Origin of the sequence: Vibrio sp. YT-18 (assembly GCF_033337345.1) — a bacterium.
Classification (GTDB): Bacteria; Pseudomonadota; Gammaproteobacteria; order Enterobacterales; family Vibrionaceae; genus Vibrio; species Vibrio alginolyticus.
On record NZ_JAWOQO010000004.1, the window covers coordinates 132,887 to 145,469 of the forward strand.

At 33.7% G+C, this 12,583-nt stretch carries 12 protein-coding genes; all 12 read right to left on the reverse strand.

The genetic code is table 11. The annotated features are described in order from the left end of the window. Positions 1 to 3: 3 nt before the first annotated feature. The 12 genes from R7M72_RS07460 to R7M72_RS07515 all read right to left on the reverse strand — a co-directional run bounded on the left by R7M72_RS07460 (position 4) and on the right by R7M72_RS07515 (position 12,392). On the reverse strand, positions 4 to 927 hold the full coding sequence (locus R7M72_RS07460; protein WP_318056117.1) for a KpsF/GutQ family sugar-phosphate isomerase: 924 nt from the start codon (positions 925 to 927) through the stop codon (positions 4 to 6). After that, the gene (gene kdsB / locus R7M72_RS07465; RefSeq protein ID WP_053303358.1) at positions 927 to 1,676 is read right to left on the reverse strand and encodes a 3-deoxy-manno-octulosonate cytidylyltransferase; all 750 of its coding nucleotides are present in this window, start codon (positions 1,674 to 1,676) and stop codon (positions 927 to 929) included. The genes R7M72_RS07460 and kdsB overlap by 1 nt, the downstream gene beginning before the upstream one ends. A gap of 51 nt (positions 1,677 to 1,727) precedes the next feature. After that, the gene (kdsA, locus tag R7M72_RS07470) at positions 1,728 to 2,522 is read right to left on the reverse strand and encodes a 3-deoxy-8-phosphooctulonate synthase (RefSeq protein ID WP_053303359.1); all 795 of its coding nucleotides are present in this window, start codon (positions 2,520 to 2,522) and stop codon (positions 1,728 to 1,730) included. After that, positions 2,522 to 3,676 carry a glycosyltransferase family 4 protein gene (locus R7M72_RS07475; RefSeq protein ID WP_053303360.1) on the reverse strand — a complete coding sequence of 385 codons (1,155 nt, stop codon included), beginning with the start codon at positions 3,674 to 3,676 and terminating at the stop codon, positions 2,522 to 2,524. Before R7M72_RS07475 ends, kdsA begins: the two co-directional genes overlap by 1 nt. Positions 3,677 to 3,928: 252 nt before the next feature. Next, entirely contained in the window at positions 3,929 to 4,840 is a 912-nt protein-coding gene (locus tag R7M72_RS07480; RefSeq protein ID WP_053303361.1) for a glycosyltransferase, read from the reverse strand. Next, on the reverse strand, positions 4,791 to 5,654 hold the full coding sequence (locus R7M72_RS07485) for a hypothetical protein (RefSeq protein WP_196334446.1): 864 nt from the start codon (positions 5,652 to 5,654) through the stop codon (positions 4,791 to 4,793). The genes R7M72_RS07480 and R7M72_RS07485 overlap by 50 nt, the downstream gene beginning before the upstream one ends. 236 nt (positions 5,655 to 5,890) lie before the next feature. Beyond that, positions 5,891 to 7,063, reverse strand: coding sequence for a hypothetical protein (locus R7M72_RS07490; protein WP_053303363.1), 1,173 nt, complete (start codon positions 7,061 to 7,063; stop codon positions 5,891 to 5,893). After that, positions 7,064 to 8,200, reverse strand: a complete 1,137-nt coding sequence (locus R7M72_RS07495) for a CDP-glycerol glycerophosphotransferase family protein (protein ID WP_318056118.1) — start codon at positions 8,198 to 8,200, stop codon at positions 7,064 to 7,066. It lies immediately after the preceding gene. Continuing rightward, the gene (locus tag R7M72_RS07500; protein WP_080996651.1) at positions 8,193 to 9,404 is read right to left on the reverse strand and encodes an oligosaccharide flippase family protein; all 1,212 of its coding nucleotides are present in this window, start codon (positions 9,402 to 9,404) and stop codon (positions 8,193 to 8,195) included. Before R7M72_RS07500 ends, R7M72_RS07495 begins: the two co-directional genes overlap by 8 nt. Before the next feature lie 317 nt (positions 9,405 to 9,721). After that, positions 9,722 to 10,504: an HAD-IIA family hydrolase gene (locus tag R7M72_RS07505; RefSeq protein WP_080996652.1), complete on the reverse strand. Its 783-nt coding sequence runs from the start codon at positions 10,502 to 10,504 to the stop codon at positions 9,722 to 9,724. Then, positions 10,480 to 11,214 carry a phosphocholine cytidylyltransferase family protein gene (locus tag R7M72_RS07510; RefSeq protein ID WP_258509253.1) on the reverse strand — a complete coding sequence of 245 codons (735 nt, stop codon included), beginning with the start codon at positions 11,212 to 11,214 and terminating at the stop codon, positions 10,480 to 10,482. Before R7M72_RS07510 ends, R7M72_RS07505 begins: the two co-directional genes overlap by 25 nt. Before the next feature lie 206 nt (positions 11,215 to 11,420). Beyond that, on the reverse strand, positions 11,421 to 12,392 hold the full coding sequence (locus tag R7M72_RS07515; RefSeq protein ID WP_053303368.1) for a Wzz/FepE/Etk N-terminal domain-containing protein: 972 nt from the start codon (positions 12,390 to 12,392) through the stop codon (positions 11,421 to 11,423). Between the last annotated feature and the right edge of the window lie 191 nt (positions 12,393 to 12,583).

Consider the following 12,583-nt stretch of genomic DNA (forward strand, 5'->3'; position numbering starts at 1 on the left):
TTTTTATTTTTTCAAAACCCCTATAACTCTCTCATCTTCGACAACGATGAGTGACGTTATCTTTTTATTTTCCATCACTTCATAGGCACTTTGAGTACTCGCAGAGCCAGAAATTTTAGCGGGATTTAAGGTTAGAATGTCTCGAGCCTTTAAATCAAAAACTTGCTTACCGTTAGCATTCATTGCTTTTCGAACGTCGCCGTCCGTAATGATAGCTAAACCCTGCTCAACTTCAACTAACACCAATCCTAACTTTCCGTCTGAAATTGCGTGCACAACAGAAGTAAAGTCAGCACTTTCTTTGACTAATGGAAACTCGGAGACCATTTCATCGCTAACTTTGGATAAAAGGCGCCTTCCTAAACTCCCCCCAGGATGAAATCGGGCAAAGTTTTCTGGAAGAAATTCTCTAGATTCCATTAACGCGACAGTCAATGCATCTCCCATAACCAACGTAGCAGTAGTCGAGGACGTTGGAGCTAATTGATGCGGGCAAGCTTCTTTAGGAACGGCTATATCCAAATGACAATGTGCGTTTTTTGCTAATGTTGATCCACTTTTGCCGGTAAGCGCTATAACATAGTTCCCATTATCTCTCAGAAATGGAAGTAGCTTTAGCACCTCATCCGTTTCACCTGAGTTAGATATTGCAATAAAGACATCTTCAGGTTTGACCATCCCTAAATCACCGTGAAAAGCTTCACCTGGATGCATAAAGAAACTAGGCGTACCTGTACTTGCGAAAGATGCAGCAATTTTTTTTCCTACAATACCAGATTTGCCCATACCACAAATAATAGTACGACCACGAGTAGTGAGAATAGCATTTACCGCCTGAGTAAAACTATTATCGATTTGAGCCCCCATATGAATAAGCCCATCTATTTCTGTCTGAATTACGTCCTTAGCAATTTTTATGATGTCCATTAAGCCTTTTCCATTCTATTTTTGATAGTTAAATAGTCATCCCAAGTGTCTACTCCATGAGCAAGCTCTCCCTCAAAATAACAAGCACCAATTGCCATGCCATTTGAAAGAGCTCTTAACTGCTCGAGCTTCTCATAAGCCTCTAGAGGCGCTTCTTCGAATGAACAAAATGCGTCTAGAGCACCCACCGTATAAGCATAAATTCCTACATGGCGAAAAGCTAACGAAAGATCCGAAGGAAGTTCTCTGTTGTATGGGGAGTTTGATCGAGTAAAATAAAGAGCTCGATGATTTAATCCCATAATGACCTTAACAACATTAGGGTTATTAAAGTCATCACTATGTACAATAGGCACAACAGCTGTTGTTATTTCGAATTCTGTATGTTTACGTGTGAATAGCGATAGTTGACGAATCAAGTCAGGGTCAACTAGTGGTTCATCGCCTTGAATATTGATTACAATATCTTGCTTGTTCCAACCTTGTGAAGTCGCTACCTCAAAAATTCGATCAGTTCCACTGTCATGCTCACACGACGTCATTACGACTGGAATGTTCAAATCTGAGGCTTTCTCAAATATTCGAGTATCGTCAGTCGCTAGCATGATATTTCGGGAGTCAAAACCAGCTTCAAGACAGCGCTGAAAGACGTGCCAAAATATTGGCTTATCATTTATTTCGAGTAATGGCTTACCAATAAGTCTAGAGGAGCCATACCGAGCAGGAATAACTATTTTAACTGTATTCAAAATATGCTCTTTTATCAGATACGAATTATGGATTTACTAGAAATGAGATTATTAGAACCTTGTTTCAATTTTAGGGCGTTTGTTCACAACCTCATCAATTTCTAAAAGTGTTTCTAGCAACTCTTCCATGTGCTTTAATGCGAGCATATTCGGACCATCGCATAAGGCACGATCCGGGTCTGGATGAGTTTCCATAAACAAGCCGTCAATACCAACAGCTACAGCTGCCCGAGCAATAGCTGGAACGTGAAAACGGTTCCCCCCAGTTGAGCCGTTAAGAGTACCAGGCATCTGAACACTATGAGTAGCATCCATAACAACCTTGCAGCCCGTCTCTTTCATTATAGTTAGACCAGGCATGTAGTTAATCAGCTGTCCAAAGCCAAAGCTCGTACCACGATCACATAGCCAGATGTCATCGTTACCGACAGCACGGCATTTTTCCACTACGGGAGCCATATCCGATGGATGCATCCACTGTCCTTTTTTTACGTTCACGGGCTTACCAAAAGAGGCAACCCTTTGAATAAAGCTCGTTTGACGAACGAGGAAAGCCGGAGTTTGTAAAACATCGACGACGGATGCAACTTCGTCTAGAGGAGTATCCTCATGAACATCAGTCAGGACCTTCACTCCTAATTGATCTTTTGCTTTCTGAAGAATTTTTAGACCTTCATCCATGCCTGGACCAGTAAAAGCCTTTACTGATGAACGGTTCGCTTTAGTAAATGAAGACTTAGCAATATACTCAATACCTAATTTATCCGTAACTTCTTTTAATTTACCGAAAGTATCTAAGACTAAGTTTTCAGATTCTATTACGCATGGACCTGCAATTAAGAACATTAAATTTCACCCCTAATTTTTAATTCGTTAATATACAATGTATTAATTTTATTAACTCTCGAATCTATATCATAAAAATTATTGACAAGCTCAAGACTATAATTTCCCATTGATTTTCGCAAAACTTCATCATCAATTAATTTCAATAAAGAATTCACAAGATCTTGACTATGTGTGAGTTCAAAGAGAAATCCATTTTTTCCATTTTCGATTAGATGATTATTACCAGGGATATTAGATACTACACAAGGCAACCCCGTCGCCATTGCTTCTATAATAGCTAAAGGCATCCCTTCCCATAGAGAAGGTAAAGAAAAGATGTCAAAGCTTCGAAGCAAGTCCGCTGTATCGGATCTCCAACCTAAAAACTTGATATTATCAGAGTGGCTATCAGACATAGCTTCCAACGACGCTCTAAGCTCTCCCTCCCCCACCAAAACAAAAACAACATCATTACGATTAGAAAGGATGGATAACGCAGCATCTACCAGTGCCTTCGGGTTTTTCTGCTCCCACAAACGTCCGATCATTCCTATAATAATCTTATCTTTAGATAACTTTAATTCTGACCTAATCAAATTAAGACTAGACGAATCTGATGGATGAAATATATTTTTATTAACACCATTTGGTAAAACGACCAGCTTATTTTCACTAAGCTTTAGTTTATTAATACAAATTTTCTTATCAATTTCATGAAGACAGATAACTTTATGAGACAACCTTCCACCTAAAAACTCCATAAAAACATAAAACATATAAATAATTTTATTTTTAGCAGAAGAGAAAGGAAAACCGTGAACTGTATGAATAACTAATGGTACCCCGGCCATTCTAGCAGCTAACCTTCCCAGCAGGCCTGTCTTTGAAGAATGAGTATGAACAATATCAAACTCTTCTTTTTTAAAAAATTTATAAAGCGATATTAGAGCTCTAAAATCCTTGACTGGTGATATCTCTCTGACAAGATCTGGGATCAACTTTGTACTTATATTTAATTTACTTGCTTTTAATGTCAATTCACCTGCACTTTGGCAGATAATCGTTTTACTATAATGCTTTTCACTTAACCTATCTAGCTCTGAAATAGTTACATTCTGTACACCAGTCAACAAAGGAAGAAGTTGAACATGAGCAATCTTTATTTTCTTCATAAAAGTCACAAATTAATTTTACTATAAACCAAAAAAACACAAGCATCAGCAACAACAAATTGAGTGCTTTAACAATCAAAAAGAGTACCATCAATGTAATAAATTAAAATAAAGGTGAGCATTATATGAAATCTATTAAACACAAGTCCAAATGAAGTTAATCATGTTAAAAGCCATCTAGAACAATTGTGTTTAATCCATCTCATTACTTCAGTAATAACTTAAATTAAAAATACGACTAACCTTATCCAATTACTCTTTCAACAAATTTAAAATATAATCTCTCAATTTTAACTCTTGAAATATTTTTGACCAAGATGCAACACTTGGGACGTTTCTATCTTTAGAAAAAAATGACCTAGAAAGTCCATGTTCGTCCGAGAAAAAAAATAAAGGATAAGAACTTCTTTCTGAAAATTCATCTACCCAATTATAGCGAGTTGTAATGACCTTTTTCCCCATTGCTGCATACTCTAATAACTTGGTAGACGTTTGAATATTGTAAGGGTAAACATTCGGAATCCAATTAACACAAACTTCACTATCAAGAATATATGAAAAAACCTCTTCCTGAGGAACAAAACCTAAAAAGACAATATTTGAATGAGCCTTGTACCTTTCGAGTAAATCGTCTTGTGCCTTTCCTAGTAGAAATAGTTTTAGTCTATTAGGATTATAAGAAGGGTCAATAAATAATTTTATGAGACCATCAATATCTCTACTTGGATCCATTGCGCCAACATAGAGAAAGTCATACTTTGAATCAGTATTTATCATAAAACCTTGTTTAGGAAGCTCAACCCCCATATCACGAATCAAATACTTTGACTCACATAAGAAGGTAAGGTCATCTTTAACCTTATGATTCAAAAATACTCTTAAATCAGGAGTATGGGAGAAAATACCTTTAATAGTATTTTTAAACTTTGAAAACGGAGGAGTAGATAATGAAGCGTACTCATGAATTACTAGTCTTGAATTTGTGAGTTTTTTTCTAGAAAAGCCCATAAAATGCCATTCAAGATCGAAATGAGCATACTTATATTTTTCTATATCCTCGCGATTAACTACAAAAACTTCATCACCATGTAAAGAAAAATATTTACTATAAGCTTTAATTTCTGGTAGATTTGCTTTTCCCGGAGTTACAAATATAATTTTCATCATCTCTCACCATCATTCCAATAAGAAAAAACCACAATATAGGAGCAAATAAAGGCATTTTACTTAGAAACATAACAAATAACATTATTTTAGTCTTAAATCCCTTCACACTAAATATTAAGATAACAAAAAGAACAATACCCAAGATTCCAAAAGTAAAAAAGAAATTAAACAATAGTGATGTATCTCTAACCAAACATTGGCAGTCATTGAAAGAGTAAAATGATCCTGTTAATACTCGTATAATATCCTGTTCTAAAAGGAAGTTAAACGCATATAGCTTAACACCTAAGCTTATATCTTGCCTCCCGGAAAAAAAACGCCACGATATATATTGGTAAACAATGTAAACTATCGCCATCAAAATTGGCACAGTAATAAATTTTATTATTTTACTATTTTTCAATACTTGCCAATAAGCAATTATAATAAATGAAAAAGCAAAAATAATGGCAAAAACAGACAAAGTAAATAAAAGAGAAATTACGGTAATTAAATGTAGTTTATTAACTTTAAAGTCAGATAGCTTATAACTTAAGAAAAGCAAAGGCGTAATATATGTAGCATAAGTTCCTGGTTCAAATGTTAAACCAGAAGGTCGCCAAAGGCGAAATGAGAATAATGGTGGACCAATAACTCTTGATTCATGCCCGGTAAGAAGTCCAGTAAAGTCAAGGTGATAACCTGAACCATAAAGTAAAAAGCCTTGAAGAAATAGAAAAGAGACATTTACAAATAATGCAAAATTAATAGCTTGAGAGAAAATTTCTTTATTTTTATAGTTATATGAAGACCAAAAAAGACCAACTGCCATTATACCCACCAAAGTGGATCTAAAATAAGCCATATCAAAATCAAAACTATATAAAACCACACCTGGCAATGTATAATAGATAATGAAAATCAAAAACGTCAAGGACAATAGTATTGTTTTTATCTTCCTTTTGCAGGACAACATAAAGATTACAATAGCAACGGGTAAAATAAATTTGTAAGTACTGAAACTCTGTAAAGAAATGAGTAGGACGAAAAAAGCAAGTAAATACTTCACTAACTAGCTCTCTCAATAAAGTGTTTTAAAAGTTTATCGTCTAAAGGTTCAGGATTAAAATAGTCAATTGAAAGCAAATATCTTAATATATATTTTTTGAGCATTTCCTGGTCAAAATTATCATAAACAGCTCTACCTAAAACAATCACTTCTTTTTCTAAAATCATGCTTTCAAGACCTACAGTTGAGTTAATAACAATGACACTCTTGGCCTTATTAATTAATTCATTTGTATCGCTATTAACCACTTTTATAAATTCATTTTCAATTGACTTTACATAACAAATGAAATTGATATCGGTTTCTGCTGGATGAACTTTGATTACTAATAAAAGTTTACGTTTAAATGCGTACTCTTTAGCAAACTTAATTGCCTCTATATTATCGACGTCACTATTCAGTTTAATTTGCGTGTCCGAGGTTACTTGTAGTGGCAAGAAAACATAATCACTTGGTATTAAATTTGAATAGCTGATAACTATTCTTTGTTTTCTTTTTTGGATAATTTTTTCAAGAAAACTCCTTTGATCAAGAATCGGAGAGGAAAAAAATAAAGAAAATATCCGATCAACAACAGATAAGTAGTTAACTTTACTTTTCATTACAGCTTGTGGGGGAACGTAGTTGCGTTTTTGTTGTAAGTATTCATTTCTCCATGTAATGTACTCAGAATGAGGGACTTTGGGCATATCATTAAGAATACTATTATTATAATAAATACTAGACTTAGCATTTACACCAACAGGATCTACAACTAACTTCCCAGGTATATTAGGGATTTCTAAGAATAATGTTTTAACCTCTTTATGCTTTTCTTTAAACGCTCGAATAGCATTGCCAGCAATGGTACTCCCATTCCAAATAACAATGTGAGAAAAACCCTCTAGACTTAATATATATTCCAGAGAAGAGAGAACTGAAGAATAAAACAGCTTTGCATCTGGTATAGAAATTATGTCATTCATAACTTCTATAGATCTAGCAATCTCCTCTTCTGGTGCGTGATGGGATTTACTACTCTTTAACCAATATGATTTATACCCTTGACGCTTTATCTTGATATATACACTATACTTATCAGACAAGAACACAAAAATATTTTTATGATTAGAAAATATCGTGCTATAAAAACTCATTCTTTCTATACAATCACAATATACTAGTATTTTCATTTACATAAACCTATCGTATATACAATTAAAAACTCTTTGAGATGAGTTTCCATCATAGTAAAAATGAAAGCAATCACGTACTTTTTGACGCTCTGCGTGGTAAGTATCCCCGCGTGTCTTTATGATTTCTATTGCTGAAATTACATCATTCCAAGTCGAACATTTGATTCCCGGCGTAACAGAGTTATAATCGTAATATAATTCTCTATCCTCAGTTAAATAACTGTCTATATCACCATTTACAAATATTATCGGTTTATCTGTGAGTAAGTAATCAATATAAACACTTGAATAATCGGTGATAAGTACATCGTAATTATTTAAATACTCATAAACATCCCCTTTCTTATTATACAAACACATGTTAGATAACTTATCAAAATTAAATATTTCTGTATTATTAGGATGAGGTTTAACTTCTAGATATATATCCAGTGTTTTTAATTTTTCATTTATTTCCTTTGCATTTAAGTTCATTTCATCGAATATTTTGATATTTTCCTTTTCACGCCATGTTGGCATGTATATCACTTTAAACTTTCTATTTTTTTTCATTTTCTCGAATAGAAGGTCATTTCTTGGCAGACCTGTTATAGCTATTTTTGATAATGGAAGGTCAAACGCTGTAGATAAATTCTCTGCTTCTTTGACAGAACAAGCAGCTTGGAGATCTATAAATTTTTCGCATCGTATATAGGGAAAAATCCTGTGTAGCTTTTCTATTTTTTCCTTATTGATAACAGAGCTGACCTTATTGTCATATCCAATTTTCTTAATAGGAACCCCATGCCACAAATTTACTAAGTTTTTTCCAGGAAAAAAATCTGTTATATCATTAATACTTACATTGAAGACATTAACATTAGCAACTATGGAATAATAAACACCCGGTACTGAATAAGTAGTGTAAGCTCGATATTTTTTTTCCCGAATTTTTTTTACTATGTTTTTATCTCGTGAAATCCAAACTGCTTTTATATTTTTCTTATTATCACTAACATATTCAAAGAGAACCTTGCTCGAATCTCCGTACTTATAACCATGCCATGAACCAAATAACCACACATTTTTTCTAGTAGGAATTATCCTTGATAAATAATAAGGAAAACAACCCAACAAAATTTTCATTTTATTCATAATTTCTTCTTGTTAGCTTTTTAAAAAAGTAGATTCTATATAAAAGAACAAAAGTTTCTGTAATTAAGAGCGCTATCACTAAATGGTATGCATCAATAAGATCATTAAAAATAAGAAAAGCAATAGATATCAACTGAATAAAAGCACCGTATAGGACGCTTTTATTCGCATATTCTATTTTACCTAACCTCGAAAAAACGGGATAGCCAAAGTTCATTGAAATAAACGTAATAACAGAAATAAAAATGAAAATCTCGAAAACATTGACAGAACTAATAAATTCCGGACCAAAAACGAATGCCACAATCTCTTTTGAATAAAAAAACATCATACTAGCAACCAAAAGCCCTACTGCTAATATTGCTGAGATTATTTTATAGAAAACTAAGAAAGAGCCTTTATTTGCCATGAAAGGAAATAGCGCTCTAGAAACTGGACTACTTATACTTTGCGATGCTGTATAGATTTTTTCATTTGATGTAAAGAATGCTACTTGAGTAGTATTTGAGAATGTACCAAGCATAATTGTATTTAATCTAGTATATAGACTAACAGCTAGTCTTGAGTAAAAAAAACTAAGACTATCTTTAAAAACTAGCAAACAATATCTAGAATTAAAACTCAACATTCGGTAACCTAACAAAAAGATTTTTACATATAAGAAGACGGTTAGTAGTGAATTCATTATTAATGTATATATAATGACATCATCGTATGAAATATTTCCATCCGAGAAGACTAGAGATAAATATATCAGTCGAGATAAAAGTGTGATTATTAATATATCTTTCATTTTCTCTACCCCTTGGAGAAACCAAACTGGAGAAAGTGATTGAGATAGTACCAATAATGATATATAACATGAGTCTTTAAAACTTATCAAACTGAGAAAATAGGATAGAAATATTAAAGATACAATGACGATTATTAAAAAAAACTTGATTAGAAAAATTGCAGATAATAATCTTCCAAGCTTATTCTTGAATGATCTTTTAACTGAAACTTTATAAGTACCACTAATATTGAAGCCAAAATCAGTGACAATCAAAAGGAATGCTGAGATACTTAGCATCAACATCGTTTTTCCAAATTCATCTAATGACAAATTTCTAGTCAAGTATGGAATTACACTAAGCGGTATGAGCATTATCACAAATTGAACTATGACTAAGTATGATGTGTTTTTATACAGTGTTTTAGACAATTAAATTCCCTAACTTAAAAACTAATGCTTTATAAAATAACAAAGATTGATATTTAATAAAATGATTTTAACCTTCCCAGAAGGAAAGGATAATATTATATTTTTTGATAGCGCTTTACAATTCTGATTCTATAAGTAGTCAATAATTACTATATATTCCTAATTCACATACTTACCGTTATAAATGTCTTTGGGTTTTGATTTTGAAGTGATATCTTACATAACCGTATTAATTAAGAGGTAGCATGAGTTTTCCCAAGCATAAATACATGGGAAAACTCATGCAATGAAACTCTCTTAGCTATTAGTCTAATATATTAAATAATTCTAGATATATCCTTTAAAACATAAGACGCAGAGTTGGGTTCATTCTCAACCTCATCCCTAGTTGTGTCGCCAGAAAGAACCAGAATTGAGTCTATGCCTGCATTGTTTGCCATTGCGATATCGGTATATAGTCTATCTCCAACCATTATAATATCTGATCTATTAATATTATATTCGTCAATAATTGTATCTATTACGTCTGGACCTGGTTTTCCAAAAACTTCATACACTTTTTTTCGCGTTGTTTTTTCTATCATTTCAGTCAGAAGTCCAATGTCCGGAATTGAACCATTTTCGGAAGGACAAACAGGATCACAATGAGTTGCTACAAAATCAACCCCTGAATTGATAAGGCGGCATGCATCTATTAACTTCGGATATGTGAGTTCAGTATCATAACCAATAACAACAAACTCGGGGTTGTACGAACAAATATCTATACCTGCATCTAAAACCATTTTTTTTAGGCTTTTCGTACCGAGAACATAAACTTTTTCAACATTCATTTTTTTTAAAAAACGTATAGTTGAATCAGTAGAAAGAATAACTTGGCTCTCTAAGACATTTAAGCCCAAACTCTCTAATCGTGTTACATAGTCAATTTTACTTTTAGAAGAGTTATTTGAGACATAAAAAATTTTCTTTCCGCTATTTTCTAGTTCTTTTATTGCCTCTACTGCACCATTTATCTTATTGTTTCCCACATAAACAGTGCCGTCCAGATCAAAACAATAGTACTCGTAATCAGTTACTTTTTTTTTTTCTGTGAAAATATTTCGTCCGAAAGAGCCAAATCATCGTAGTTATCAATTTCCACCCAAGATAAACCTTGAATATCAAATACACTGAATTGAAGTTCCTGTGATTGGAAAAGTCGTTGCATTGCAACTTCAGTCCAATCTTTCAGATTCTTATCAACATCTATAATTGTTTCCATCTCTTCAAAAAATCTTGTGCTAGATTTTTCTGAGAACTTGTAAAAGTCAATAGAGCATCCAGTAGCATTTTCTTTTTTAACTTGTTTTGAAATATCAGATATATTGCCAACTTCGTCTATTGTAACTTTCATTGACTCATCATTAAATAGCCCGACATCTACAGCAACTAAGTCCTTCCTTTCATCTGCAAGCATGTTAGCTATTAAACTCGATTCAACACTTAAGTCTGCGTTGTTTAAAATAAATGCTTTTCCTTTTACGTACTCTTTCGTTAAATAAAATGAATACATGTTGTTAGTATCTTCATATATATCATTCTCTATAATTTTTATTTTGAAATCTTTATTATGCTTTAAATACTCTTTTACTGCTTGCCCTTCGTAGCCAACTACAACAACTAGCTCCTTAATTCCCCCTTCTTTATAAGCATCAAGTTGATACTGGAGTATAGGTTTCCCGGCAGTAGTTACGAGACATTTAGGTTTATCATTCGTCATAGGACGTAATCTTGAACCTACGCCAGCTGCTAAAATCACACCAATCATTATCTAATCCTCAATTATTTTTTCGTTCATTTAAAGTGAAATTCATCATTTCAATTATAATATAGGCATTGTCTATATAAGAGCAAGGCAAAGCAGATTAACATTGTTAAATATAATTTTTAAAATTTCGTATTGACAACTAAAATCAATAAAAACTCTCGTCTCAGCTTATATTAGTTCGGTATAGAAATTAGCAGAAACAAGTCTCAACTATTATTTTTTCTAAATGCATACATGGCTAAAACAAATGCAATCCCACAGAGTCCTCCAAGTATTGTACCTAGCACACAAATTAATGCTCGTTTAGGTGCATCTTTAATTTCAGGTATCACTGCAGGATCGATAACTTTGAATACAAACTCTTCCTGTACTTCAGCTAACATCAAACTTTTAGTCTGTTCTTCAATCAGTTTGTAAAACGTACTTTGCATATCAGCTACTGCGGTTTTTTTCAACTGAGCATTTAAGTAAGCCAAGTTCTGTGAAGTTTCAGCAATTGTACGCTCACGCATTACTTGGTTGATATCTTCAATTAGCCAGTTGACCCACTGCTGAGCGATGTAAGGTGAGTAGTTTTTAACCGACACTGTATATAGGCCGCTCTCTTGATCCTGACTTACACTCAAAACCTCTTTACTGAACACTTCAAACGCTTCTTGTGCGGTTGGTGTTGAACCGCGTAAGCCTTTAGGTTCACGCAACCACTCTCCTGTGTCCGGGTTATAAAGCTCTTCATCTAAAATGAGCTTATTATTCTCTAAATCCCAATCTTTTGTCGCCATCAAGGGCACTAACAAATCGTGCTTGTTAATAAACGCTTCGACAAACTGACGAGACTTCATTACTTGTACAGCAAGATCCGTTTGAGAAGACTCTCCCGCGCCTAAGTTCACACCCGCTAGTGCCGCTAGTCCACCAAGTTGACCAGCCATTTTTGACAAGCCTCCACCATTCGAACTTTCAGCTGGTGCTAATAGAGCATCGGCTTTGTAGATGTTTGGTAGGCTTAGGGCGTAAAGTACTGCACCCACTGCAAAGACAAATGTTGTCGCAATGATGATCCACTTTCCTTTCCACAGAGCTTTGAATAGTTCACGCAAGTCGATTTCATCGTCACCATGGTGTGGGTTGGGCGGATATGGTAGGTAATTGGGGTTGGATTCTTTTTGTGGTTCCATTGGTCTTTAATCCTAAGCTCTGAGGTTCGTTATATTGAACTCAGAGATTGGTGAAATTTGATAGATTAATTTCACTTTCAACATTCAGCAACTAGATTCCTAGTCTCGCTTCGGCTCGCTGGAATGACAGGTTATTAAGGTGACTAATACCGTTAAGGTACTTTCAGCAATATTTATTGCATTAGATTAGT

Coding starts and splice junctions, on each gene's coding strand:
- kdsA (WP_053303359.1), bottom strand. CDS start 2,522: ATGTTCTTAATTGCAGGTCCATGCGTAATAGAATCTGAAAACTTAGTC.
- R7M72_RS07460 (WP_318056117.1), bottom strand. CDS start 927: ATGGACATCATAAAAATTGCTAAGGACGTAATTCAGACAGAAATAGAT.
- R7M72_RS07475 (WP_053303360.1), bottom strand. CDS start 3,676: ATGAAGAAAATAAAGATTGCTCATGTTCAACTTCTTCCTTTGTTGACT.
- R7M72_RS07515 (WP_053303368.1), bottom strand. CDS start 12,392: ATGGAACCACAAAAAGAATCCAACCCCAATTACCTACCATATCCGCCC.
- R7M72_RS07510 (WP_258509253.1), bottom strand. CDS start 11,214: ATGATTGGTGTGATTTTAGCAGCTGGCGTAGGTTCAAGATTACGTCCT.
- R7M72_RS07480 (WP_053303361.1), bottom strand. CDS start 4,840: ATGAAAATTATATTTGTAACTCCGGGAAAAGCAAATCTACCAGAAATT.
- R7M72_RS07495 (WP_318056118.1), bottom strand. CDS start 8,200: ATGAATAAAATGAAAATTTTGTTGGGTTGTTTTCCTTATTATTTATCA.
- R7M72_RS07485 (WP_196334446.1), bottom strand. CDS start 5,654: ATGGCAGTTGGTCTTTTTTGGTCTTCATATAACTATAAAAATAAAGAA.
- R7M72_RS07490 (WP_053303363.1), bottom strand. CDS start 7,063: ATGAAAATACTAGTATATTGTGATTGTATAGAAAGAATGAGTTTTTAT.